This is a genomic window from Microcystis sp. 49638_E5 (assembly GCF_021300285.1).
Lineage (GTDB): Bacteria > Cyanobacteriota > Cyanobacteriia > Cyanobacteriales > Microcystaceae > Microcystis > Microcystis aeruginosa_C.
The window spans coordinates 1-26529 of sequence record NZ_JAJTDH010000053.1 but is presented as its reverse complement, the minus strand read 5'-3'; the positions used below and the strand labels follow the sequence as shown (position 1 = coordinate 26529).

Annotated in this window: 21 protein-coding genes; 15 read left to right on the top strand and 6 right to left on the bottom strand. The window is 42.7% G+C overall.

All coding sequences use genetic code 11. The annotated features are described in order from the left end of the window. Positions 1-243: 243 nt before the first annotated feature. Positions 244-3213 (bottom strand): L-glutamate gamma-semialdehyde dehydrogenase, encoded by a 2970-nt coding sequence (gene pruA, locus LW728_RS15005; protein WP_287767154.1) that lies wholly within the window; start codon positions 3211-3213, stop codon positions 244-246. A gap of 503 nt (positions 3214-3716) precedes the next feature. On the opposite strand from pruA, the gene LW728_RS15000 reads away from it, so the two are divergent. After that, on the top strand, positions 3717-4901 hold the full coding sequence (locus LW728_RS15000; protein ID WP_002754423.1) for an NAD(P)H-quinone oxidoreductase subunit H: 1185 nt from the start codon (positions 3717-3719) through the stop codon (positions 4899-4901). Positions 4902-5019: 118 nt separating this feature from the next. On the opposite strand, the gene LW728_RS14995 is transcribed toward LW728_RS15000, so the two are convergent. Then, on the bottom strand, positions 5020-5199 hold the full coding sequence (locus LW728_RS14995; RefSeq protein WP_287767152.1) for a hypothetical protein: 180 nt from the start codon (positions 5197-5199) through the stop codon (positions 5020-5022). A gap of 126 nt (positions 5200-5325) precedes the next feature. On the opposite strand from LW728_RS14995, the gene LW728_RS14990 reads away from it, so the two are divergent. The 9 genes from LW728_RS14990 to LW728_RS14950 all read left to right on the top strand — a co-directional run bounded on the left by LW728_RS14990 (position 5326) and on the right by LW728_RS14950 (position 15211). Next, entirely contained in the window at positions 5326-6708 is a 1383-nt protein-coding gene (locus LW728_RS14990) for a hypothetical protein (RefSeq protein ID WP_287767151.1), read from the top strand. Next, positions 6690-7685 (top strand): AAA family ATPase, encoded by a 996-nt coding sequence (locus LW728_RS14985; protein WP_287767150.1) that lies wholly within the window; start codon positions 6690-6692, stop codon positions 7683-7685. Before LW728_RS14990 ends, LW728_RS14985 begins: the two co-directional genes overlap by 19 nt. Before the next feature lie 8 nt (positions 7686-7693). Continuing rightward, on the top strand, positions 7694-10423 hold the full coding sequence (locus LW728_RS14980) for a formylglycine-generating enzyme family protein (RefSeq protein ID WP_287767149.1): 2730 nt from the start codon (positions 7694-7696) through the stop codon (positions 10421-10423). A 301-nt stretch (positions 10424-10724) separates the two neighbouring features. Then, the gene (locus LW728_RS14975) at positions 10725-10940 is read left to right on the top strand and encodes a hypothetical protein (RefSeq protein WP_071846534.1); all 216 of its coding nucleotides are present in this window, start codon (positions 10725-10727) and stop codon (positions 10938-10940) included. Continuing rightward, positions 10928-11143 (top strand): DUF2283 domain-containing protein, encoded by a 216-nt coding sequence (locus tag LW728_RS14970; RefSeq protein ID WP_046663375.1) that lies wholly within the window; start codon positions 10928-10930, stop codon positions 11141-11143. The genes LW728_RS14975 and LW728_RS14970 overlap by 13 nt, the downstream gene beginning before the upstream one ends. Before the next feature lie 137 nt (positions 11144-11280). Then, positions 11281-11460, top strand: a complete 180-nt coding sequence (locus tag LW728_RS14965) for a hypothetical protein (RefSeq protein WP_046663376.1) — start codon at positions 11281-11283, stop codon at positions 11458-11460. Further along, the gene (locus LW728_RS14960) at positions 11414-11857 is read left to right on the top strand and encodes a DUF6036 family nucleotidyltransferase (protein WP_046663377.1); all 444 of its coding nucleotides are present in this window, start codon (positions 11414-11416) and stop codon (positions 11855-11857) included. Before LW728_RS14965 ends, LW728_RS14960 begins: the two co-directional genes overlap by 47 nt. Before the next feature lie 329 nt (positions 11858-12186). Continuing rightward, on the top strand, positions 12187-14541 hold the full coding sequence (locus LW728_RS14955; protein ID WP_287767148.1) for an HD family phosphohydrolase: 2355 nt from the start codon (positions 12187-12189) through the stop codon (positions 14539-14541). A gap of 28 nt (positions 14542-14569) precedes the next feature. Beyond that, entirely contained in the window at positions 14570-15211 is a 642-nt protein-coding gene (locus LW728_RS14950; RefSeq protein ID WP_287767147.1) for a Uma2 family endonuclease, read from the top strand. A gap of 35 nt (positions 15212-15246) precedes the next feature. On the opposite strand, the gene LW728_RS14945 is transcribed toward LW728_RS14950, so the two are convergent. Further along, the gene (locus tag LW728_RS14945; RefSeq protein ID WP_287767146.1) at positions 15247-15819 is read right to left on the bottom strand and encodes a Uma2 family endonuclease; all 573 of its coding nucleotides are present in this window, start codon (positions 15817-15819) and stop codon (positions 15247-15249) included. Between the two features lie 209 nt (positions 15820-16028). On the opposite strand from LW728_RS14945, the gene ileS reads away from it, so the two are divergent. The 4 genes from ileS to LW728_RS14925 all read left to right on the top strand — a co-directional run bounded on the left by ileS (position 16029) and on the right by LW728_RS14925 (position 21119). Further along, positions 16029-18887: an isoleucine--tRNA ligase gene (ileS, locus tag LW728_RS14940; protein ID WP_002800154.1), complete on the top strand. Its 2859-nt coding sequence runs from the start codon at positions 16029-16031 to the stop codon at positions 18885-18887. 84 nt (positions 18888-18971) lie between these two features. After that, positions 18972-20087: a DUF262 domain-containing protein gene (locus LW728_RS14935; protein WP_287767145.1), complete on the top strand. Its 1116-nt coding sequence runs from the start codon at positions 18972-18974 to the stop codon at positions 20085-20087. Further along, positions 20077-20577 carry a HEPN domain-containing protein gene (locus tag LW728_RS14930; protein WP_287767144.1) on the top strand — a complete coding sequence of 167 codons (501 nt, stop codon included), beginning with the start codon at positions 20077-20079 and terminating at the stop codon, positions 20575-20577. Before LW728_RS14935 ends, LW728_RS14930 begins: the two co-directional genes overlap by 11 nt. A gap of 125 nt (positions 20578-20702) precedes the next feature. Further along, positions 20703-21119 carry a RidA family protein gene (locus tag LW728_RS14925; RefSeq protein ID WP_002762767.1) on the top strand — a complete coding sequence of 139 codons (417 nt, stop codon included), beginning with the start codon at positions 20703-20705 and terminating at the stop codon, positions 21117-21119. Between the two features lie 40 nt (positions 21120-21159). On the opposite strand, the gene LW728_RS14920 is transcribed toward LW728_RS14925, so the two are convergent. Beyond that, positions 21160-23040 (bottom strand): DNA-directed RNA polymerase subunit gamma, encoded by a 1881-nt coding sequence (locus LW728_RS14920; protein ID WP_002737004.1) that lies wholly within the window; start codon positions 23038-23040, stop codon positions 21160-21162. A 15-nt stretch (positions 23041-23055) separates the two neighbouring features. On the opposite strand from LW728_RS14920, the gene LW728_RS14915 reads away from it, so the two are divergent. Beyond that, a complete protein-coding gene (locus LW728_RS14915; RefSeq protein ID WP_216628720.1) occupies positions 23056-23208 on the top strand; it encodes a hypothetical protein in 153 nt (50 codons plus the stop codon). A 12-nt stretch (positions 23209-23220) separates the two neighbouring features. Here LW728_RS14915 and LW728_RS14910 read toward each other — a convergent pair whose 3' ends face one another. Next, complete coding sequence (locus LW728_RS14910) at positions 23221-24732, bottom strand: WD40 repeat domain-containing protein (RefSeq protein ID WP_287767143.1); 1512 nt, start codon at positions 24730-24732, stop codon at positions 23221-23223. A gap of 42 nt (positions 24733-24774) precedes the next feature. Beyond that, positions 24775-26355: a photosystem II high light acclimation radical SAM protein gene (locus tag LW728_RS14905; RefSeq protein WP_287767142.1), complete on the bottom strand. Its 1581-nt coding sequence runs from the start codon at positions 26353-26355 to the stop codon at positions 24775-24777. Between the last annotated feature and the right edge of the window lie 174 nt (positions 26356-26529).

Genomic DNA, 26529 nt, shown 5'->3' with positions numbered 1-26529 from the left:
AAGAAAGACAACGGTTCTATTGGGTTTGGTGAGTGAGTGGAAGGAACCACTCCAGACACAAAGGACACAGAGATCGATCGCTCCTATATAATTTAAACTGGTCGCAACGCGCTCGCTACGCGAGATCACACAAAGAATAAGAGAGCTAATCTAAGGATAGGGGGTTAAGATGGGTCTTAGCCGATAAATTAACCAGATTTGGGGGTATAAACCCCCAATAATAACCAATTTTAGCTATATCGCTTAATCGGCCCCTTCAATCGGTGCAAATCCCTGACGTTGAATATTCTCGCTGATGTGACGAGGTTCGAGGAATTGCAGCAGATAATCGGGACCCCCTGCTTTGGAACCTACCCCCGACATCTTGAAACCCCCGAAGGGTTGACGGGAGACAATCGCACCGGTGATTCCCCGGTTAATATAGAGGTTTCCTACTTCAAATTCCTGCGTAGCTCGGTTAATATGGGCAGGAGTGCGAGAATATAAGCCACCGGTTAGAGCATAGTCGGTTCCGTTAGCTACGGCTAAAGCTTGCTCAAAATTGCTCACTTTGATAATCGCCACCACCGGACCAAAAATTTCCTCCATCGCTATTACCGCATCGGGGGGAACATTTTTAAAGACGGTGGGACTGACGAAGTAACCCACTTCTGGAATTGGCATCTCTAGGGCCAATTCTGCCTCTTTTTTACCAGTTTCGATATATTCCCGAATTCTTGCTTGAGCTTTCTCGTCGATAACCGGTCCTACTTCCGTACTCGGTAAATCCGTCGGCCCGATATTGAGGGACTTGGTAGCCTCGACAAAGCGATCAACAAAGCTATCATAGACGCTTTCCAGAACGATTATCCGCGAACAGGCCGAACATTTCTGGCCGGTGTAGCCAAAAGCGGACTTAACCGCACCGACAACGGCCTGATCTAAATCGGCACTCTCATCGACAATTAGGGCATTTTTGCCGCCCATTTCGGCGATAACTCGTTTTAGGTGTTTTTGACCCTTTTGCACGATAGAGGCATCTGTATAGATGCGACAGCCCACTTCTCGTGAACCGGTGAAGGCGATTAGGTGAACATCGGGATGGCTAACCAAATGCGCCCCCACCTGGGAACCTTTACCCGGGATATATTGGAAGACTCCGGCAGGAATACCCGCTTCTAGGAGAATCTCGGCAAATTTCGCCGTAATCACCGAGGAAGTCTCGGCGGGTTTCAATAGCGTACAGTTACCTGCTACTAAAGCCGCTACTGTCATCCCCACCGCAATGGCTAGGGGGAAATTCCAGGGAGAAATCACTAAAGCAATACCCCGGGGTTGGTAGGAATAACGATTATTCTCACCTGCTACGTCGAAATTATGCCCTAAATCCAGTCTTTCCATCTCGGAGGCGTAATAACGGCAAAAATCGATCGCTTCTGACACTTCCGGATCCGCCTGTTGGATAACTTTGCCCACTTCCAAACAAATCCAGGCCGATAACTCGTGTCGTCGCGCTTCCATCAAATCCGCCGCTTTTCGCAGTATTTCGGCTCTTTTTGCCACTGGAGTGCGTTTCCAAGCGGGAAAAGCCTGTTTCGCCGCTATGATCGCTTTTTCTGCCTGTTCCACCTCAATTAAGCCTACTTTCCCCACTATTTCCTGTGGGTTACAGGGATTAACGGAATTAATTTGAACATTGGTGGCAACGTATTCGCCGTTAATTAGGGGTAAATAGGTTTTACCGAGGGAATTTTTGACAAAAGTAAGGGCTTGACTCGCTTTATTTCGTAATTGCTCGTTAGCATAATCTGTATCGGCGGCATTAGGAAAACCGGCGATAATCGGGTTATCCTGGCCTAAAACCCGGGGGGCTGCGATTAAATCTTCCACGGGACGATCCTCCAAATTTTGCCTTAGGAAGGAACTATTAGCGGTATTTTCTAATAAACGGCGGATTAGGTAGGCCATACCGGGTAAGAGTTGTCCGTAGGGGGAATAAACCCGCACCCGATGACCCCGCTTCACTAACGCTTTGGCTAATTGGTCGCCCATGCCGTACAATACCTGCATTTCAAAGCGACGACGGGGAATTTCTAAACTTTCTGCGATCGCACAGGCCAAGGCTTGCGATCGCACGTTATGACTACCGATGGCGGCGTATAAATATTGATGATTTTCCAATAATAACCGCGTCATACGTTCATAATTGGCATCGGTGGCCGATTTTTCGTTATATACCGGCTGTGGCCAATGATTTTGCCGAGATTTAATCGTTTCCTGATCCCAGTAAGCGCCTTTGACTAGCCGGACAGTCAGGGGATAACCGCGCTTTTTGGCCCAATTAATTAAATCTTGTAAATCTTGGGCAGAATCTCTTAAATATGCCTGTAGGGTGATGCCAATATCGGTACGACTGCGAAATTCTTCTTCTAGGAGTAATTCTTTCAGGATAGCCAGGGTGAGGTTTTTATAAACGTACTGTTCCATATCAAAATGGACTGCCACCCCTAACTCCTGAGCGCGTCGCAATAGTAGGCGAATGCGATCGCAAACTTTCTCTTTACTACCAATCGGATCCATGGGATCAAACTGAGAATAAAAGGCAGTTAGCTTGACAGAAACCTGCACTTGTGGTAGTAACTCGCCATCTGCTTCATCAATTTGGCTAACTTTATTCCATTTGGTCGCTTCTTGAGCCAAATGGGTCATTAAATCCAGATAACTTTGTAGATAAACTTGGGTTTCCGCTTCAGTAATTACCGCTTCACCGAGGAGATCTATGGTAAAAGCCATTTTTTCCTTCCGCAGACGGGTGACAGTGCGAGTAATTTGCTCTAGGTCTTCCCCGGCGATATACTTACGAGCTAAGGTTTCTACGGATTTACTGATCAGACTGGCGGCCGTTTGAGCGGGTAGGGAGTTAGGATCACTAAAGTTGAGGATACTTTTCAGCGCACTGGGCAGTTCTACGGAAGCATCACCGAGGTATTGTTGGAGATGATTAGCGATCTCGGCATTACTGCGTAAAGCGGGTAAACAGTCAATAAAACGGAATAATTGTACTCGTAAATTGGGGTTAGACATTGCCCAATCGAGTAATTTATCATCCCAACGCATTTGATCCTGTAAAGCAGACCAAAGACCTTTTTTTTCCCGAGTTTCGGCTAAAAGTTGTCTAGCGATCTCTTGGGTTTTGGTTTCGTAGTTTTGAGTTGATTCGATTTGGATAACCACGGCGATTCAAGTAAAAAAATTATCAACGGGATTCAGCTTTCAGCAAGCTACCGTCAGCCTTCAGCCTAAAATTCAGTTTTTGAGCTTTTTCAGCTGATTGCCGCTCTTAATGGGTCTTTTCTCTGGTTTATATTCTTACCGAAGGACTAATCAAAGCTAATAGCTGATCGCTTTTGCTGAACACTCTATTGTACTCGATCAAGCGGGGAGAGGGAATTATGAATTATGAATTATGAATTATGAATTAGGAAATGGGGAGAATAAATAAAAATAATCTCCTGACTTCAAAGAGGGTGTGGGGTGTGGGGTGTGGGGTGTGGGGTGTAGGGTGTGGGGTGTGGGGTGTGGGGTGTAGGGAGAATAAATAAAAATAATCTCCTGACTACTGATTACTGATTACTGATTACTGATCACTGATTACTGATACCCGATAGTCCTTGTGTATTGTCGAAGCGTTTACCTATAATAACTTTAAAAAGATTTTCGGGATCATCGGTAGCCCTATGGCAAAAATTGAAACGAGAACAGAACCCATGGTTTTAAACATGGGACCCCATCACCCTTCGATGCACGGAGTTTTGCGCTTAATCGTCACCCTTGACGGGGAAGACGTGATTGACTGTGAACCCGTAATCGGTTATCTTCATCGGGGCATGGAAAAAATTGCCGAAAATCGCACCAATGTCATGTACGTTCCCTACGTTAGTCGTTGGGATTACGCCGCAGGGATGTTTAACGAGGCGATTACAGTCAATGCTCCCGAAAAATTAGCCGATATCGCCGTTCCCAAACGAGCGCAATATATCCGGGTGATTATGTTGGAACTCAACCGCATCGCTAACCATTTACTCTGGTTAGGCCCCTTTATGGCGGATGTAGGCGCACAAACTCCCTTTTTCTACATTTTCCGGGAACGGGAGATGATTTATGACCTCTGGGAAGCTGCCACGGGAATGCGGTTAATTAATAATAATTATTTCCGTATTGGTGGTGTGGCGGTGGATTTACCCTACGGATGGGTGGATAAGTGCGAGGATTTCTGTGACTATTTTGACCCCAAAGTGGACGAATACGAGAAATTAATCACTAATAACCCGATTTTCCGCCGTCGTATTGAAGGGATAGGCTGCATTACCAGAGACGAAGCGATTAACTGGGGTTTATCCGGTCCGATGTTGCGCGCTTCCGGGGTGAAATGGGATTTAAGAAAAGTTGACCATTACGAGTGTTACGACGATTTTGACTGGGAAGTGCATTGGGAAACCGCCGGCGATTGTTTTGCTCGTTATCTGGTGCGGATTCGGGAAATGCGCGAATCGGTGAAAATTATCCGGCAAGCACTGAAAGGTTTACCCGGTGGTCCCTACGAAAATCTGGAAGCAAAACGGATGGCAGAAGGGAAAAAATCAGCTTGGAATGATTTTGACTATCAATATATCGCCAAAAAAGTCGCCCCCACTTTTAAGATTCCTAAAGGTGAACATTATGTGCGCTTGGAAAGTGGTAAAGGCGAATTAGGTATCTTTATCGTCGGGAATGATGATGTTTTCCCTTGGCGTTGGAAAATTCGGGCCGCCGATTTTAATAATCTTCAAATTCTGCCCCATATCCTCAAAGGGGTAAAAGTTGCCGATATTATGGCGATTTTAGGCAGTATTGATATTATTATGGGGTCAGTTGATCGCTAAATCTCTTTCAGGGTGGGTTATCTTAACTAACTCACCCCCGTTTTGGCCCAGTGTCATGAAAAAAGCACATCGGCCTTTATTTCAGGTAATGTGCTTCAATCCCTAGTATTTATCTTCTCTAGTGGGGGTGAGTGTTTTTCCCCGCTTCCAATTGAACCTCAGTCATAGGGGGAAGAATCTCGCTTTGGGGAATCTTTAACTCTCCCACCTGAACACCCAAACTAGCCAAAGCAGTTAAAGTGGTGATGATGCGGCAAATCACGTCAATGTCCGCTTTATGTTTTTTCCAGAAATTCATAGATTTTGCTCCTGTTGCCTTATAGCTTGTTTTTTGAGGACAAGTTGATTAAAATGCTTTAAGCAAATGCTGGCAAAAGGGGATCAAAAAGTGGATCAGATGGTAGATTGACGTTTGACGAGATTTATGTTAAGGTCTGGCGAAATCAGATTATCGGATGAAGATGTAGAAACCCTTCGTAAGGCTAAAGATGCTTATAAGGGAAACTATTCTTGTGCTTCGGAGAAAATAGAGAAAATATTAATAGAAGCAAGTCGATGGTTACTTGAGGCATTTCTCGAAGAATACCGTAGTCGAACAAAAACTTCCAGTTATACCATTCCATTAAATGTCTTGAAAGATTGGATGACAGAATCTCAGCCACAATCTGGAACAACTAAAGAGGTTTTAAAACCAAAGGGGAAGAAATTGTACTTACAAAATGAATCTGATTTTAAAGGATTTGAAAATAAGAAGAAAAGGGAGTACATTACTCAAAATAAAATAAATACACCGAGAATTGAAGATATTAATGATAATTCAATTCATTTAACCTTTGATGAGGTTCTGAATTTTTTATTAGATTCGTCTATTTTAAAGGTAATTGGCATATCTGGAGATAGTTTGCGGTTTTGTACTGAAAAAAAATATGGACTAGGAAAAAAAGGGCAAAGAACCGCTAAACAATCTTATATTGTTCAAGCTTATTGCGAAGTATTACGACGAGATTTTGAAAGCTTACAATGTTGTCAAAATCATCATCAAAACCTAAAAAATCAACGAACAAATAATGGGAAGATTTATGATATTTTAACAGAATTTAATTACACTAATCTAGTAAAATTTACCAGTTCAATAGCTGCTAAACCTTTACGAGAAGGAAGTATTTATATTCCCCCTTGTCCTCATACATATCGTTTTTGGTGTTTACATCGTTTACACAAACAACTCTTTATCACTAATAATTTGAACGTTAAACATATTGTTTTTAAATTTCAAGGAGATGGTCAGGAAGAATGGGATAGCTATAGTCTTCATGAACATTTTTTAAATAATTCTGGAGGAATTAAAAATTTAAAGACTAATAATTTTTGTTTGATTTTTGAAGGAATTGATTGTGCAGACTTTTCCCGTTTAAAAGACATTGATTCATTTTGGCAAAACTTAATTACCAACGCTCGTAAAATACAAAATAGTCCCATTCTGGGCTTTTTATTAATGATTTGGTTAGATTATGGAAAAAGTAATGATTGGAGAGATAAGGACAAATTATCAGAATTTCCTATTCACCGCTTACAGATTGACTCTTGCTTTGAACAACGGTCTTTTCAGGAAATTATTCCTACTTTTGCTCAACAACTTCAGTTAGGTTGTGACTTACAGGATGAAACCACAGACTTATTTAAATCTACCTTGCAGCAATTATGGGAAAATAGCAAGCACGGCAACATAGAAGACACACTGAAAGCTTTTTATCAACAATTTCAAGGACAATTATCGAGGGAAAATAGATGGCTAAACTATCCTTAACCTACAGGGGAAAAATTCAACCCAAATCGGATCTTTATTATGAACCGATTCAACAGAAAATTTATCCCTATGACGCAGGTGATGAGTTAATAGAAGTTGTTAACTTGGCTATTGAATTGGGAATGCCTTTGTTACTAGAAGGTGAGCCGGGATGTGGCAAAAGTCGTCTAGCTCATGCCTTAGTTCATGAATTTAATAATGGTCAGCAAAGTGGTTCTATAAAATATTATGAGTGGATAGTTCAATCTACAAGTAAAGCGGAAGATAGTCTCTATCAATATGATTATATTGGTCGTTTACAAGCTGCTCAAATTAGCGGAATTTTAAGCCAAAAAGAAATAGAAGAATCTTCTTCTGAGCAAAAAAATCCAGCTACTTCAAAGCAAAAAAATCCAGCTACTTCAAAAGATTGGGTTGATTTACAACCCTTGGGTAAAGCATTTAAACAAAGTAAAGATAAGCAAGAACAATCGGTAGTATTAATTGATGAAATAGATAAAGCAGATCGAGATTTTCCTAATGATTTACTTTTAGCCATTGAATCTCGTCGTTTTTTCATTAAAGAAACAGGAGAACCAATTGAAGCAGATGATCAAGCTTTTCCTCTGATTATAATTACCAGTAATCAAGAAAAAAACTTACCCAATGCTTTTCTGAGACGTTGCATTTATCACTATATTGAGCTACCCAACCAAGAAAGATTAAGAAAAATATTAACCGAACGGTTTACCGACGCTGAACAAGAGGTTATCATCAAAGCAGTGGACCGTTTTCTGGAAGTGAGAACATCACAAGACGAGACTAAATCTGAAGGAGAAAAAAAAGTTAGCACCAGTGAATTAATAGCCTGGTTTAAATCGTTGCTCAAGTACAAATCTGAAGAAATTATCGCCAAATTAAACGAGGACAAATTACCCCACGCTAGTGTTTTACTAAAAAGCCGTACCGATTTACAAGATTATGGAACAAGAGGTTAAAAAAGCCAATGACATCCCCCCTACTTGACCTATTTTATCAACTCAGAGACGAACAAGGATTTCTGCTGTCTATTGAACAATATTATCGGGTGGAAAATTACCTGATTCAAAAACTCGCCAATGATTCTGATATTGCTATTCAAGAAAATCCCAACTTAGAGAATCCTAAAATTAAACTTCTTTGTCAAGCTTTATGGGTTAAATCCCCGAAAGAAAAAGAAAAGTTTGATCAGGCCTGGACAGAGATGCTACAATTCCAACCAGAAATAAATATAGAAATAGCCCAAAAAACACCTATTCGTCATTCAGAAGAATCGATTAGCAAAATCATAAACCCGATGGATGATAGGGAATCTCCCTCATTAGAAATTACTCCTTCTGGGGATACACCAATAGCACCGGAGACTTCATTTCCACAAATTGCCACAGCTATTGAAAAGCGAAAAAAAATCACCTCCTTAGATAATCCTGATTATTATCCTATTGGCATCGCTAAGTTACAAGAAAGTTGGCAGCAACTGCGTCCATTACCCCTAGAAAGTCCTCGACAAACTTGGGATCTAAAAGCCACGGTGATGGCAACGGCTAAACGAGGTTTTTTTGATCAAATAATTTACCAAAAGAAACAACTTTATCGCCGAGAAATTATAATTTTTATTGATTGTTCTGACTCGATGATTCCCTTTGCAGGATTTGGTCGAATAATGAAGCAAACTTGGGCAAATGTTCCCCATTTTTACTTTGATAATCTGATTAGAGACGAGGTTTTACGACAAGAAAACGGTTGGGAAAGTCAATCTTTAACCAAAGTTCTCTCTAACTATTCTCCGGAAGTAACCAGTTGTCTAATTCTTAGTGATGCGGGTGCCGCTAGAAAACGTTATGTAGAAGAGCGCTTGAGCGCAACAGAAACCCTTATCCGACGATTTAGCCGAAGATTTAGCCGAGTTGCATGGTTAAACCCCTTACCCTATCATCGATGGTATGGGACAACTGCGATCGATATTGCTGATTTAGCTGAAGATATACCCAATTTTTCCATGTTTGAACTAACCACAGAGGACTGGGAAAACTTGATAACATGGCTAAAAGAAGAAGCTATCCCACCCCGTCATTTATTTAATCCTAATCAATTTCAACAAGGGGATAATTGGGATGAGGATGAAGATTTTTTTAGCGCAGAAAGCCGTTTAAGATTATTTGAAAAAGAAAACGAACCAAACACCAGAGAACTAGCGAAACGAGCGGCATTTCCCCTTAGTTTATCCCCTAATTTACTTTATTATCTGCGTCAACATCAAGATAAAAATAATCAAGCTCCTTGGTATGCGATCGCTGATATTTTACTCTCCAGTTTAGTCCGCAAAATAGATCGAGAACTCTATGAAATGTCTCCCGATGTTCGTAAACTATTATTAGAAAAATTAACCCCAGAGGAACTCAAATCTCTGCCCTATCAGTTACAAACCTATATTCAGGAACAAATCGGTGATTATTGCTCAAAATCGGTTTATTGGCAAAATCAACAATGGTTAGCTCTTGCCTACCTAAAACCCAGTCAAGCAGTCAACGAAATCAAACAGGTACTAGCAGAAGCTATCAAAAATAATAACCGAGTGCGTCTTGTGAGATTGACAGCTTTATTAGAAAATCTATCGGCTGCTTTAGCCGATTATGAACCCTTATTATTGCTTAATAAAACGATTGCCGCCTATTCTAGAGGGGATTTAAACCACGTTGGCAATGTCCTTCAACTTTCCCCAGAAGACGAAGGAACCCGACAAAAACGTTTAATAGACGAAGTAGCCGCTATTGTTCCCTACAATGAAAACCTTTTCCTTTTTACCGCAGAAACGGTATTGGTTGATAGAGAAGGTCAAGTTATCGAGAGAAAACCTGTTAAAGCCTATTTTTACGATGAAAACCTTGCGGAAGTTGGCAACCGGAAAGAAGCTCAAAACTATATCCGCATGATGTATATTCCCCAAGGAGAATTCTGGATGGGAACCGAAGACGAGGAAATTGCAAGACTGCTGAAAAAATTTGGTTGGGATGGATTTAGACGAGAAAAACCCCCACACCCAGTAACCGTTTCCTCTTTCTACATGGGGCGTTATCCCATCACCCAAGCTCAGTGGCAAGCTATCGCCGCAACCGCTAAAATAGACATCGACCTAGAGACAAACCCTTCTCACTTTAAAGGGGATGAGCTACCCGTAGAAAGAGTCAACTGGTATCAAGCAACGGAATTCTGTAAACGACTATCAAGGGAAACAAAACGGGAGTATCGGCTACCGAGTGAGGCAGAATGGGAATATGCCTGTAGAGCGGGGACAACAACCGCCTTTCACTTTGGGGAAACGATAACGGCAGATTTAGCTAACTATCGAGCTACTGGTACTAAAACTTATGCCGATGAACCCAAAGGAAAATATCGACGTAAAACAACCCCAGTGGGCTATTTTCAGGTAGCTAATGCCTTCGGGTTGTACGATATGCACGGAAACGTTTGGGAATGGTGTGCCGATACCTGGCACGATAATTATGATGGCGCACCGACGGATGGCAGTGCTTGGATAGAAAATGGGAATGATAATCGTTCTCCATTGCGGGGCGGTTCTTGGTTCGACGATCCACTTGGCTGCCGTTCCGCTTTCCGCGACGACGACGACCGCCGCGACGACGACGACTTCTGCCTCGGTTTTCGGGTGGTGTGCGGTGCTGGGGAGACCCTGTAACCCTTTTTCTCTTTTTTTCCCTTTTTACCCTCATTCCCTTTTCTGGAATTTTTTGCCCAATCGATCGGAGGGCGCAAGCTTTGCGCCCCTACAGTAACGGATTTTGTCCACAATGTAGGGGCGAACTGCGTTCGCCCAAAAGGTACATTATCAAAGCGCAAGTCCCTTATACTAAATCTGGTTATTAAAAACCGATTATTTATTCCCCTTTTTCCCTTTTGCCTCTTGCATGAGTGCCTGTCTTCATAAGTAGCCTATACTCAAAGGATTTAGGATTATCACCCAGATAAAACATCCTATAATGAAAGGACAAGAAAAATTAGTCCAAGAAACCCTTAGCCAACCTGATGAAATTCGACGTAGCCGCAGTGACCCTAATGTTTATCTTTTTTATAAACTTCAACGACCAAAACGTTGGCTCTGTGCCATTATCCGAAAACTCAATGGTGATGGCTTCCTAATTACCACTTATCCCACCGATGCAATTAAAGAAGGGGAAATTTTATGGCAGAAGTAAACGTTTATTATGATCCGATGGGCAATACCTTAACCGTGTGGTTTGGCGATCGCTCTTCAGAATATCTCTGCGAAGAAACCGGCGACGAAGTTATTTTAATGAAAAATCAAAAAGGCGAAGTTATTGGTTTTGAAAAACTTAACTATAGGATTTCTGAGAACAGGAATCTGAAAATTTCCCTAGAAACCGCCACCCCTCTTTAAACAATAAAGGCGAAAAATAACACTTAAGTAGCTGGGTTATAATTAAATTAAAAATGGATTTTAAGTTCGATCCCCCCTGCCCCCCTTGATAAGGGGGGTGTCTGATAGTTTTTAACGCCTACCTACTTAATCTCTCTATGAAAATCACTTATCAAAAAGTTAACTTAAAAGCTCCCAAAACGGAGACAGCTTATTGGCGTAGTCAATCGTACCAAACGAGACTATCGGCCTTAGAAGAAATTCGTCAAGAATATCATCAATATAAATATAATGCTGAACCAAGACTTCAAAGAGTTTATACAATTGTTAAACGATAATCAAGTGCGTTATCTCGTCTTAGGCGGCTATGCCGTTGCCTTACATGGCTATCCTCGTTATACTAAAGATATTGATATTTGGATAGAAATGAGTTCGTTAAATGCCTATAATCTAATCAAAGCCTTAGAAGGGTTCGGTTTTGGTTCTTTAGGATTAACAATTGATGACTTTTTAACGCCAGATCAAGTGATACAATTAGGTTATCCTCCTAACCGTATTGATTTAATTACAACCCCCGATGGGGTAGAGTTCCAAACTTGTTACTTATCCAGAATTGAGGTTAAAATTGACGATATTATTGTTAACTTTATTGACTTAGAAAATCTTAAAAAAAACAAAAAAGCATCAGGTAGATTACAAGATTTAGCCGATTTAGAAAATCTAGAAATAGATTAGAGCTATTGATAATTTACCTCGTACCTCGTTGCAAGGGTCTCCCTTGCAACGCATTTCTAGAGGTTCTACCTCTTGCTTAACCCATCAGGAAACGGAGAAAGACCCTCCCTTGTGTAGTTCCAAACCCTTGCCTTTTGCCTCTCTCTTCCCCGACCTGCGACCGACTCCTCACCCCACCAACAAACTTTTTCAGCAGCCCCTAGATACCTTTCGAGAAAAAATTTTTTTGCACAGGGAGTCCTTAAAATAGAAAAGGGAACACAAAACCAAATTGCTGGTATTTTTCCTCTGGGCATGGTGGCGCAGTTTATAGAATTTAGCTGGAATTTATGAATCATTTTCTGCATTCTTTCACTGTTTTTCCTGATTCTGCCCGAAAATCTCGCTCTTACTCCCTGGGTAAACTGCGACGACCCTTAATCTTCCTGTTTACCGTCGGTTGTCTGACTAGCGTGGTCGGTTATCGTTTCTATAATCAGCCGAAATTGGCCGTCGGGACTATTTCCCCCGTCACAATTATCGCCCCCGAAGATGCCAGTTTTCAAGACCAAGAAACCACCGACCTCAAACGCCAAAAAATTCGGGCTGGACTGCTTCCCCGGCTGAAAAGAGACCCCCAAACCACCGACCAGATCGAGCGATCGCTGCAGGACACTTTAGGGCAATTAAGTCAAATTCGCCCAATTTTGCGAAAAAATTCCATTTTAATGGGCAGGACTATTTCCAACGCCACAATGGAAACGCTGCTCACCTTTTCTGCCCCTCAATGGTCAACTCTACAGAGCCGCCTCAACTATGAAGAATCTTTTACAAACCTCTTGACAAAAGAGCAGGAATATGCTGTTAGCGAAATCCAAGCCTATCGTCAGCGCGTGACGAAGGGAAGCTTTGAGCAATTTATCGATCGATTGGAGCAATTACGGCAAATAAAGGAGCAAACCAGCCAAAATTATCGGCATTCCAGCTTAAATAAACTCAAATACGCCGATCTGATCGCAGTGGCCCAAATGGGCGATCGAGAGTGGCAAAACCTAGAAAAAGCCATCCTGCAAGCGGGGCGCCGGATTTTGATACAAGGCATTCCCCCGGGGATTTCCACCAGTCACCTACAGGATACCATCGCCGTGCAGATTAGCAGCGATCGCCTAACCGGTCGCCAGCAGTCTTTAGCCGAAAATATCCTTCTAGCGGCCCTGGAGGGAGAAGCGAACCTGATAGAAGATCGGGAGGCAACCAAAGAACAAGCCGCTAAAGCGGTGGAAGCGGTAGATATGGTCATGTCTAGCGCTCAAACCGGTCAAATTATCGTTAAAGCAGGCGAAAAAATTACTCAAGCTCAGTTTGTTCTCATTGATGGCTTTGGTTTGAGCGAACGGGGCATTAACTGGATGGGTTTAGGGTCAACGGCAATCCTTGTCACCAGCGCGATCGGGACTTTTTGCCTCGTTGCTCAGCGTCTCCATCGGCCTCTGCGTCACCGGGATTTTATTCTCTTGGGTTTACTAAGTTTTACCACACCGATCCTAGCGATCGCCAATATTCCCTTTACCAATTTGGCAGCCGTGGGTTTATTAGTCAGCAGTTTCTACGGCCCGACTCTGGCCGTCACCCAAGTCCTCTTAACTGCCGGTCTTTCCCTATTCAGCATCCAAGGTATCAGCGCCGATTTAATCGCCGGGACGATAGGGGGACTATTAGCGGCTATGATAGCGGGAAAATTGCGTTCTAGGGATGAATTATCGCTGCTAGGGATGGGAATCGGAGTCAGTCAAGGGGGTGTTTATCTGCTCACTTACCTAATCGTTAGTGCCACGGCCAGCACGATCATCTATACTCTACTACCCACGGCCCTCGTCTATGGTCTATCGGGGATAGCTTGGACGGTAATCGCCCTAGGATTATCCCCCTATTTGGAACGCTGTTTCGATGTGGTCACTCCCATTCGTCTGGTGGAGTTGTCCAATCCTAATTGTAGTTTGCTCAAACGTTTGGCCACGGAAGCACCGGGGACTTTTCAACATACCCTTTTTGTCGCCTGTTTAGCTGAAGCGGCCGCCCGAAAACTGCACTGTAATGTGGAATTAATTCGCACGGGAACTCTCTATCACGATATCGGGAAAATGCACGATCCTCTCGGTTTTATTGAAAATCAAATGGGTGGCCCGAATAAACACGATGAAATTAATGATCCCTATGTCAGCGCCGAGATTATTAAAAAGCACGTTAGCGAAGGGTTAGTCATGGCCCGCAGACACGGTTTACCGCGAGTCGTCCGCGATTTTATTCCTGAACACCAAGGCAATCTCTTAATTTCCTATTTTTATCAGCAAGCTTTGCAAAAATCCGCCCAAAATGGTCAAGAATTCGTCGATGAGGCGGCTTTTCGCTACGATGGTCCGATTCCCCAATCGCGAGAAACGGCGATCGTCATGTTAGCCGATAGTAGCGAGGCCGCTTTGCGATCGCTGAAGGAGGCCTCCCCAGAACAAGCCATGGATATGATCAAAAAGATTTTTCAGGCCCGATGGCGCGAGCAACAATTAGTAGATAGTGGTATTCGTCAGGAGGAATTACCAATTATTGCCGAGATTTTTGTGCAAGTTTGGCAACAATTCCACCATCAACGCATTGCCTACCCGAAAGCAGTTTTAGAAGTCTCCTCAGCCAAAAAAAATAAGAGATAACAGCAAAAAATCAAGGATAATTACCAAAATGCTACTAATTACTCTCAACGAAAATACTTTATCTTTATCTCCGGGCAGTCAAGTTATTTTTCCCCATCAGACTTGGGAAGATTACCAAAGATTGCTGAGTTTACGTCTCCAAAAAACCTATCCCAAACTCTATTTTAATTGCAAAACGCAAGAAATTCGGCTTATGTCTCCCTTACCAAGTCATGGCAAACGTATCAATCTTTTAAGTGATTTAGTAAAAATTATCCTTCGTCGTCAAGGCAAAGACTGGGAATGTTTTGATCCAATTACCTTGAAAATTCCGGGAGAAGCGGGAGTAGAACCAGATACCTGTTTTTATATTGATAATAGACAGGCAATTTTAGGCAAAGAGAGAATTGATTTAACTGTCGATCCTCCTCCCGATTTAGCTATAGAAGTGGACTTTACTTCTCTGACTGATGTAGAGGCTTATCAATTGCTAAAAATCCCCGAATTGTGGGTTTATCGTCGGGAAGAATTAAAAATATATCTGTTCAGAGAAGACGGTTATCAAGAAAGTGAAAATAGTCGTCTCTTTCCCGATATAAATATCAAGAAACTTTTCCCCTATTATGTTGAATTAGGCTGGAATCAAGGTTCTAGTCTTGCTTTACGTCAATTTGAAGCTTTAGAGAATTAGGGACATAAAAGTGCGATGTCAAAAAAGAATTGTAATCATACCAAACCGGGGACTTTGCGATAGATAGAAGCGATCGATCCCCGGAATCCTACACTGGTAAATTCTACCTCATCTTCCGCTTCATAGATCTGTTCTTTCCAAACTCCCGAATCCTCGCGACGGTGACATTCAATTTTCATCTGGTTTTGATGAATAAGAATGTATTCTTTTAGGGTGGGACAGGTTTGATAATCGCTGAATTTATCACCCCTATCAAAGGATTCCGTAGATTTCGATAATACTTCAATAATCAGAACGGGATAGAGAATAAAATCATCGGTATTGTTAATCTCTCTCTCGTCACAAACCACCGCAATATCGGGATAATAATAACAATTTGCCTCCTCTAACCGGACTTTGATATCGGAAGTGAGAACAAGACAGGGACTATCATCGAGATGATTACCTAAAACCTTGGCTAAATTGGCCGATAAAACGATATGCGGCTTTTTTGCGCCTACCATTGCATAAATCCGTCCTTTTCGGTACTCGTGCTTGATCGGACTGACTCTTTCCCCTTCTAGATACACTTCTGGAGAGACATAAAAAAAATTAGGATTCGTCACCATCGTCCTCATGCTCCCTATTCTCGAATAACTAAATTATAGCCTTTGGGAATCATCGCTCTTGGACACAATCTCGCTAGACTTATAGATCAATGATTGTCACTTGTAATATTTATATTACAGTTATGTGACAGACTAGAGATAACGACTCTCAAAGGGACGTTATTTAGGAATGAATCCCGAAAACGATTGATATCCATAGGTTTGCTAGAATGTCCAACGCTAAAAGTTACAAAGATACCGTTAATTTGCCTCAAACTGACTTTGATATGCGAGCAAATGCCAGTAAACGTGAGCCAGAAATCCAGAAATTCTGGCAAGATGAGCAAATATACGAGAAATTAGCGCAAAATAACCCCAAAGAATTATTTATTCTCCACGATGGCCCCCCCTACGCTAACGGGTCTCTGCATATCGGTCATGCTTTAAATAAAATTCTCAAAGACATTATCAATAAATATAAACTGCTGCAAGGCTACAAAGTGCGCTATGTGCCTGGTTGGGATTGTCACGGGTTGCCGATTGAACTGAAGGTTTTACAAAGTCTCAAAAGCTCGGAAAAAGAGGGTCTAACCCCTTTGAAATTACGTCAGAAAGCCCACGATTTTGCCCTTCAAACGCAAAAAGAACAGTGTGAAGGTTTCAAAAGATATGGAGTCTGGGGAGACTGGGAAAATCCCTATTTAACCCTACAACCTGAATACGAGGCCGCTCAAATTGCCGTATTCGGAAAAATGGCCCTAAAAGGTTATATTTATCGGGGACTAAAACCGGTTCACTGGAGTCCTAGTTCTCAAACCGCTTTAGCTGAGGCAGAATTAGAATATCCCGAAGGTCACACTTCCCGCAGTGTCTATGTTGCTTTCCCAATTACGTCAGTTTCAACCCCAGTTTTAACGCCATTTTTGCCTAATTTATCCGTGGCTATCTGGACGACTACCCCCTGGACTTTACCCGGGAATTTGGCCGTCGCATTAAACCCAGAATTAAACTATTCAGTGGTGGAAACTAGCGAGTCTAATTATCTAATTGTAGCGACGGATTTAGTCGAAAAATTAGCCGACACTTTGAACAGGACTTTGACGATTAAAGCAACGGTTAAAGGTCTGGAATTAGAACATACTAAATACCGTCATCCTTTGTTTGACAGAGAAAGTGCGATTCTCATCGGTGGGGATTATGTCACCACTGATTCCGGCACCGGATTAGTTCACACGGCCCCCGGCCATGGTCAGGAGGATTATATCGTCGGCCAACGTTACGGTTTACCGATACTTTCTCCCGTGGATGATAAGGGAAATTTCACCGCAGAAGCGGGACAATTTGCGGGTTTAAATGTCTTGAAAGATGCTAATGAAGCAATTATTTTAGCACTGACAGAAAAGGGTGCCTTACTCAAAGAAGAAGCATACCAGCATAAATATCCCTACGATTGGAGAACCAAAAAACCGACAATTTTCCGCGCAACAGAACAATGGTTTGCTTCCGTGGAAGGATTCCGGGAATTAGCTTTAGAAGCAATTGATTCGGTGCGTTGGATTCCTGCAACGGGTAAGAATCGCATCACTTCTATGGTTAGTGAAAGAAGCGATTGGTGTATCTCTCGTCAGCGCAGTTGGGGGGTTCCTATTCCTGTTTTTTATGACGAAGAAACGAATGAACCTCTGTTAACCGAGGAGACGATTAATCACGTTCAAGCTATCTTCGCAGTCAAGGGTTCTAATGCTTGGTGGGAGTTATCCGTAGAGGAATTATTGCCTCCTAGTTATCGCGATAATGGTCGCAGTTATCGCAAGGGAATGGATACTATGGATGTGTGGTTTGATTCTGGTTCTAGTTGGAATGCGGTGGCTAATGCTCGACCAGAATTAAGTTATCCTGCGGATATGTATCTAGAAGGATCGGATCAGCATCGGGGATGGTTTCAATCGAGTTTATTAACCAGTGTCGCTGCTAATGGTATTGCTCCCTATAAAACGGTGTTAACTCACGGTTTTGTTTTGGATGAACAGGGACGAAAAATGAGTAAATCTCTGGGTAATGTCATCGATCCCAATGTGATCATTAATGGGGGTAAAGACCAGAAAAAAGAACCCGCTTATGGGGTGGATGTGATTCGGTTATGGGTGTCCTCGGTGGACTATACCAATGATGTGAATATCGGTCAAAATATTCTTAAACAGTTGGTAGATATCCGTAATAAAATCCGTAATACTGCCAGGTTTTTACTGGGGAGTTTAAATGATTTTGATCCCGTTAAAGATGCAGTAGCTTATGAAGATCTACCGGAGATTGATCGCTATATGTTACATCGTATCTCGGAAGTGTTTACGGAAGTAACGGCAGCTTTTGAAAGTTTCCAATTCTTCCGCTTTTTCCAGACGGTACAGAATTTTTGTGTTGTCGATTTATCTAACTTTTATATCGACATCGCTAAGGATCGTTTATACATTTCTGATCCTAATTCTTTCCGTCGTCGCAGTTGTCAAACAGTCTATGCTATTGCTTTAGAAAATCTTGCTAAAGCGATCGCTCCTGTCCTGTCTCATCTAGCGGAAGATATCTGGCAATTTCTCCCCTACAAAACTCCTTATTTATCGGTATTTGAGTCAGGATGGCTAAACATCGATCCTGCTTGGAATAATCGCGAATTGGCCGATAAATGGGCCAAATTCCGGCAGCTACGCACCGAAGTTAATAAGGTGATGGAAACTGCCAGAAATGATAAGGCGATCGGTGCTTCTTTAGAGGCAAAAGTTTTACTTTATGTTCCCGATGAAACCTTACAACAGGAGTTAGAATTATTCAACAATTGTGATAGTTTAACGGGAAATAAAGTCGATGAATTGCGTTATCTATTTCTCTCTTCTCAAGTGGAATTAGTTAGTGATATTAGCGCAATTCAAACCGCAGAATATAAGGGAGAATCAGACTTTGTTTCGGTGGGAATTGTCAAAGCAGACGGCGAAAAATGCGATCGCTGTTGGAATTATTCCACTCAAGTGGGAAAATTTGCCGATGATCCCACTATTTGCGAGCGCTGTAATGCCGCTTTAAAAGGAGAGTTCTAAGCTAAATTAAAAGGGTGCTTTATTGTCGAATAAAGTACCCTTTTAACTGTGAAAATTTTATAGATATTAGGAGGGATAAAAATTATGGTTAATTATCTCAGTCAAGAAGAGAAATTACTAGCAGCCGAAGAAGAAAAGTATCTAGAGGAAGAAGATGATGTGGATTTTCCTCCTGTAGATATTATTGCTTACAATGAGCAGCGATCCTGCTCTGATCTAGTTAGAATGTATCAAAAAAAACAATTGGTTATCGATCCAGATTTTCAAAGAGATGTGGTGTGGACTGATCCACAACAAACTCGTTTTATTGATAGTTTAATGAAACAGTTACCGATTCCTAGTATGTGTATTAGTCTTGACTATAAGACAGATAAACGCTATATCATCGATGGATTACAACGAATTAGTACCATCGTCAAATTTTTAACTACTGAAAATTGGAAGCTATCAAAATTAGCTGATGTAGATTCGTCTATTTCTGGAAAAACAGTTGAGGAAATAAAAACTCAGCATGAAGAATTATATGAACGCGTAGAAAATATGACTATTCCCATCACCATGATTCGCTACGACTCCAGCAAAAAAACTCATAATAATTATATTTTTAACATTTTCCATCGCTTAAATACCGGTGGAGTAAAACTTAATAATCAGGAGATCAGAAATTGTATCTATAATGGCGAGTTTAATACTTTTTTAAAAGAATGCGCTCAATATGAAAACTGGCTTTTGCTGATGGATCGAAAGCAGAAAAAAGCATCTCGATTTGAAGATGAAGAATTAGTTCTTCGTTTCTTTGCTTTTTATGATGGATACCAGAACTACAAGGGGAAATTGACCGGATTTTTAAATGATTATATGTATAAACATAGATTGGCTCATGAAGATTTTATTCAAGATAAAGATGAATTATTTAAGCAAACTGTTGACTTGATTTATGATAGAATCTTCAAAGAGGAACCTCTCAAAACCAGTAAAGTTATTGCTGAGGGAATTCTGTTAGGAGTTGCCAAAAATTTAGATACTTTAGTCAATCTCTCCAATGATGAATTACAAGACAAGTATTCTAGATTAATAAAATCTGAACCATTTTTAACTAAAAATTTATCTGGTGGTATGTATCGAAAAGATAAGGCTTTAGAGAGAATTAATACATCTATCAAAATTTTTTCATCTACTTCTACTGGTAATGATTACTAAAAGTTATTTATTCAAGACGCTAAACAGGCTTGATAAACTCTATAATGACTCTACAAGTGATGATCAAAAGATTTTTTATTCTAAACTAGCTCTTATAGAATTATGTGGCTGGATCGAGGAAACTATGGATGATATAGTTTTAAGATGTGCTAAACGATGCTTAAAGTCCGAAGCTAACCAAAAATTCATCGATAAGACTATTGGCGATACTTATAGTTTTGGATATGAAGCTTTTAGAAAAATGTTGATGATGGTTATTGGTTTAGCAACATTAGAAAAAATCGAAGAAAAGTTAGAAAACACTGGTAAAATCAGTGCTTTAAAAAGTGATCTTGTTAATCTAAAGAAAAGTCGCAATCGAGCGGCTCATACTCATACTAAAGGTACTTTGAGAACCTATGACGCTCCTTCTAAAACTAAACATGATTTTGATAGAATATATGCTTTGTTAACAGAGTTAGATGCAGAATTGCAGCGTCATAAGTGTTGACTTATTTCTCGTACAATCGCTTTTAGCGCACCTTCGACAAAGACAATCAGTCAAAATTAAATCCCCTAACCGGCGAAAATTAACTACAAGCGATCGAAAAACTGGGAAAATATTCAATTGATTCAATGTCATCTTTTTTAACTATCCTGCCCATGAATAATCAGGTCATCCGTACTGATAAAGCTCCGGCCCCTGTGGGTCCCTATAATCAAGCGATCGCCGCTCCTGGTCCTTTTCTCTTTGTTGCGGGACAAATTCCCCTAGATCCCGTCACGGGTGAAATCGTCTCCGGGGAAATTAGCGCCCAAACCGAACAAGTTATGGCCAATCTAGAGGGCATTTTAACCGCTGCTGGGGCTAATTGGTCAAATGTGGTGAAAACTACCGTCTTTCTCTCGGATTTAGCCAATTTCGGGGCGATGAATCAAGTTTATGCCCGTTATTTCCCCCCGGAAACTGCCCCGGCCCGGGCCTGTGTGGAAGTGGCCCGTCTTCCCAAAGATGTGCTAGTGGAAATAGAATGTATTGCCGCTTTAGCCTAAAAATTAAGGTGGGCATTGCCCACCCTAACCTAATCTCTCTCTAGACCACCAAAGCTTCTAGAATCGTCTTATTGTAGATAATTCGCCCTACAGTAGTACGCACATACTGAGAAATTATCTCACCATCCTTCTCCCGGGTTTTGCGCTCCCGATAATATTTCCAGATGCTGCCATCGGGGAGAGTTTCCGTTTCCAGGACTTCCTCATCGGGTTTATTGGTTTTCACCTTTTCTCCGACTGGTAAACGCAACCACACAGAAGCGTGCAGATCCACCAATCCCTGATCGAAAGAGCGAATAGCGTCATCCATGCTGGCGAAATAACGACCTCCACCCTTTTGGGCCTTGGGATTTTCGGCCGTGAGATAATAACAACCCAAAACCATATCCTGAGAAGGGGCAACAATCGGACGACCGGTCGCCGGTGAGAGAATATTATGACAAGCTAACATCAATAATCGCGCTTCCGATTGTGCTTCCAGGGAGAGGGGAATATGTACGGCCATTTGGTCCCCGTCAAAGTCAGCGTTAAAAGCGGGACAGACGAGGGGATGTAACTGAATCGCCCGGCCCTCCACTAGGATCGGTTCAAACGCTTGAATGCCCAAACGGTGCAGGGTAGGAGCGCGGTTTAACATCACCGGGTGTCCCGTGATTACTTCATCCAAGACGTGCCAAACATTGGCATCCCCCCGTTGGATCATTTTCTTGGCTGCCTTGATATTATTGACGATGCCTAATTTAATTAAACGATGGATAACGAAGGGTTGGAACAATTCGATCGCCATTTCCCGGGGTAAACCGCATTGATAGATCTTCAATTTCGGACCGACAACGATAACCGAACGTCCCGAATAGTCAACCCGTTTACCGAGGAGATTTTGACGGAAACGCCCCTGTTTACCCTCGATAATATCCGATAAAGACTTCAGGGCGCGATTATTGGCCCCCACCACCGTGCGACCGCGACGACCGTTATCAATTAAAGCATCGACGGCCTCCTGTAACATCCGTTTTTCGTTACGGACGATAATTTCCGGGGCGAGAATTTCTTGCAGACGGGATAAACGGTTATTGCGGTTAATCACCCGACGGTAGAGATCGTTCAGGTCAGAGGTGGCAAAACGGCCGCCGTCCAACTGCACCATCGGGCGTAAATCGGGAGGAATCACGGGAATTACGCTTAAAACCATCCATTCTGCCTGAGAACCCGTGGCGATAAAGTTATCGATTACCCGGAGACGTTTAATTAATTTTGCCCGTTTTTGCCCTTTACTTTCGACAATTTCCGTCCGCAGTCTTTCCGCTTCTTCTTCCAGGTTAATTTCCTGTAAGAGTCTTTGGATAGCCTCGGCCCCGATACCCACTTCAATGCCGACTAATTCCGAATCCTCCGCGTAGATTTCTTCTTCGATCTCTAACCATTGATCTTCGCTGAGGAGTTGTTTATAACTAAGATTGCCCGCGTTACCCGGATCGAGAACCACATAGGCATTAAAATAGACGATCTGCTCCACGTCCCGCAGGGGCATATCGAGCAGGATACTGAGATAACTGGGAATACCTTTGAGATACCAAACGTGGGTGACAGGGGCAGCTAATTTGATAAAACCCATGCGATGACGACGTACCCGGGACTCGGTGACTTCTACCCCGCAACGTTCACAGACAATCCCCCGGTGACGGACGCGTTTGTATTTACCGCACCAACATTCCCAGTCTTTGGAGGGGCCAAAAATTTTCTCGCAGAATAACCCATCCATTTCCGGTTTGAGAGTCCGATAGTTGATCGTTTCTGGTTTGGTTACTTCTCCGACGACTTGACCGTTAGGTAGAGTTCTTTCTCCCCATTGCCGAATTCTCTCGGGGGACGCTAAACCGATTTTGACGTAATCAAATCTTTGATCTGTTGGAGTCTTCATTCTGAATTTTTTACTATGGGTAATGATTCTGGGATAAGCGATCGCTCTCGCGTTCTCGATGCCCCGATGACAACTATTAGGCAGAAACGACAATTAACTCAGTCACTTTTTCTTGGGGTCAAACTGGCCCGACCGAGTCCGGGACATTACATTATACAATTTTTCTAGTTCGATCGACCATTAAGTGATATTTTCCCAGATGGTGATGCTGCCGTCGGCCGCGGCCGCCGCTAGGTGACAATAATCGGGGCTGAGAACTAAACTGGAGATCGGCGATGATCGCCCATCGGCAGCGGTGAGAGTTGCGATCGCCTGTTGAGAATTGGCTAACCAGATTTTAATCTCTCCGTCGGTTCCCCCGGTAAATAACCATTGACCCTCCTCTGCGAATACCAAGCTTGTCACCTGACCATTATGGGCATTTATCACCCGAATTGGCGCAAAATAACCGCTTTTCTCGGGGTCGTATTGCCAGATTTTCACCGTCCCATCCACACAACCGGCGGCAATAATCTGACTATCAGCAGCGATCGCCAGACTCTGCACCGAAGAAACGTTACCGGATAGGACGGCGATTTTTTCTCCCGATCCCAATTGCCAGAGGGAGACAGTGCCATCACCTCCAGCTGCGGCGATAAAATCTTGATTAGGAGCCACCGCTAGGGCATAAATTGCCCCCAGACTGTCATAGGAGCTAAATTCTTCGGTTTCCTGCTCTAAATTCCACTGTTTTAGGGTTTGATCGTAACTACCACTAACCAAAAAATGCCACCGAGAGGCAAAATCTAGGCCGTGAATCGAACCGAGATGACCGAGGAAAATTTGATCTAATTCCAGATTACTGCCATCGCTGGCTAAAGTCCATAATTTAACGGTTTGATCGAATCCTCCCGTCGCTAGATGATAATCGCCGTTTCCGGTAACTGCTAGGGCTAAAATGCCCTGATCGTGAGCTTCCAACGTATTAATCAGGGTTCCCCTCGCAAAATCCCAGATTTTCAGGGTACGATCCCAACTAACGCTAATTAAAAACCGTTGATCCTCGGTAATTGCGATCGCTGTGATCATTTCCCGATGGGCGGTCAGACGGCGATAATAGTGCCAATGGGGGATAGGGACGGGGGGGGAAGTGAGAGTTAAATTAAGGGTGGGTAGGGTGATTTGTGGCTCATTTTCCGCTTTTGTGGCGGTAATATCCGCCGATTCTTCGTTAATCGGTAAAATCTCTCTTTGTAAGCGACTGTAGGATTTTTCCAGATGTTCGATGCGTTCCAGCAGCGCGTTACGGTTGATGTATTGAATAATTTGATTGTAGGACTGTTCGAGGGCGAGAATATTCTCCTCTAATTCTGCGACCGCAAGGGCGTTATCCTTGGCTGCTGCGGGACTCAGGGACTGTATTTGGGCCGATAAAGCTTCTTTTTCTTCTTCCCACTGCTCCTGTAAATGACCGGTTATCTCGGTTAAGCGTTGAAGTTGCCTGGTTCTTTCTCGGAGACGATTGAGAATATTTAACCCGAAAGTCACGACTAGGAGGAACAAAGGCAAAAACCCCGCACCCATGGCGATAAGGGTAAGCAGGGTTAATCCTAGGGCGATATATTCCGCTAATTCTAGCCCATGGGGGCGATGGTCGGTCATTTTGCAGTTACCAGTAAAGGGATTTTGATGATCTCCTGATTTCAGACTCATGGTAACGCTAATTGCCGCCTTCGGATTGACTAAAATTAATTTTTAAGCGGTAATTAAGACTTTTTCCTTAGTTTCTATCGGTGCGGTTAAAGCGGATTCTAAATCGGCTTTCCCTAGTCTTGCTTCCAAAATTTTCAGCACTTCCCGTCCAAAATCATCGGGATTTTGTCGCCATGCTTGCAGACAAACTTCGCCAAAGAATGACCCCAAAGGTTCAGGATTCCAGAGCAGTTTTTTGGCTGTCCAGGGCATTAAACTCATGGGATCGTAGTCGGGTTTAAGAATTTCTTTTTTGAAGGCGTATTCTTCTAGATGGGTGTGGGGTTGTAGTCCGATAAAAAAGATGGCTGGTTCCACTTTATCGACTCCAAAAATGTTTTCTAATTCCCGATGATAGGCGATAGTTTGACGAATAGTTTCTAGGGTTTCATCAATAACATTAAAGGAATAATTTACCGAAACCAGATCATTAAAACCCGCCGCTTTTAAGTCTCGACAATTTTGTAGAACTGTCCGCAAATTATAGCCCATCCGCATTTTGCGGACTAATTCCTGAGAACCACTGGTGATGCCAATTTCAAAGTAGTTCATGCCTGTTTTTACCATTAAATCGCACAGTTTCGGGGTGAGATTATCGGCACGAATATAGGCAGCCCAATGGATATCTTTCATCCCATCGGCGAGGATTTTTTCTAATAGTTCTTCTACATCGTCGATAAATTTTCTGGCGGGGATAAATTGGGCATCGGTAAACCAGAAATTGCGAATGCCGCGGTCGTATAATTGGCGTATTTCCTTAACTACTTCATCGGCGGGATTAATGCGTACTTGTTTCCCTTCGACGACGGTATAGATGCAGTAGCAGCAGTTATGGGGACAGCCGCGCTTGGTTTGTACCCCGATATAAAAGTCGTTTTCTTGGAAATAGTAGGAAAATTCCGGCCAAATACTGGCGATGTAGTCGTAGTTACAAGCGGATTTCTCTAAGGGGGTGGGGGATTCGTGGATTAAACGCGGCCGGGGTGTGGTTTCTCCGACGACATAACAACGTTCATCGCTAAAGTCCCGGCCGGAGAGGAATTTTTCTAGCAGGGTTTCCCCTTCTCCCACTGATACAATTGTTCCTGTGGGCAGTTTGGTTTTTAGTTGTTCGTAGAAAACACTGACGGCACCACCCCCGACGATAACTCGCGCTTCGGGATGGTATTTTTTGGCCCGCTGCAACCCGCGGCGAATTAGTCCCTGATTGCGCCATAATTCACCGTAGTAGGCGGTTGTCACCTTTAAACCGCCTAAAGCACCTCGCAGCTTGATTAGGGGGTTTTTAGCGTAGTAAAATTCAAAGGCGTTTTGCAGGGGATTACCACCGCGACCACCGACGGGGGCATATATTTGAATATCCCGCCAGGAGAATACTAGCAGGGTGGGCCGAAATTCGTCAACACAGCGATCGAGGGACTGGTTAAAGTCTAAGGGGGGGACTGCACCAAGGTCAAAAATCCTTTGTTCGATGTCGGGGAATAGTTTATGGACGTGGTCGGAAAGATAAACCACACCGATGGGGAAAATGGGGTTACAGGGGAGTCTAACGTAGAGGATGCGTTGCGCTTGCGGTTGAGTCATGAGATTTCTGAATGGGACGAGGACGCATTCTGAGTAATCTTAATATAACTTAACTTTGCTGGGCTTTTCTGGCAGTTATCAGTTATCAGTTATCAGTTATCAGTTATCAGTTATCAGTTCACTGAGAAAACTCCCCACACCCCACACCCTACACCCCACACCCCACACCCTACA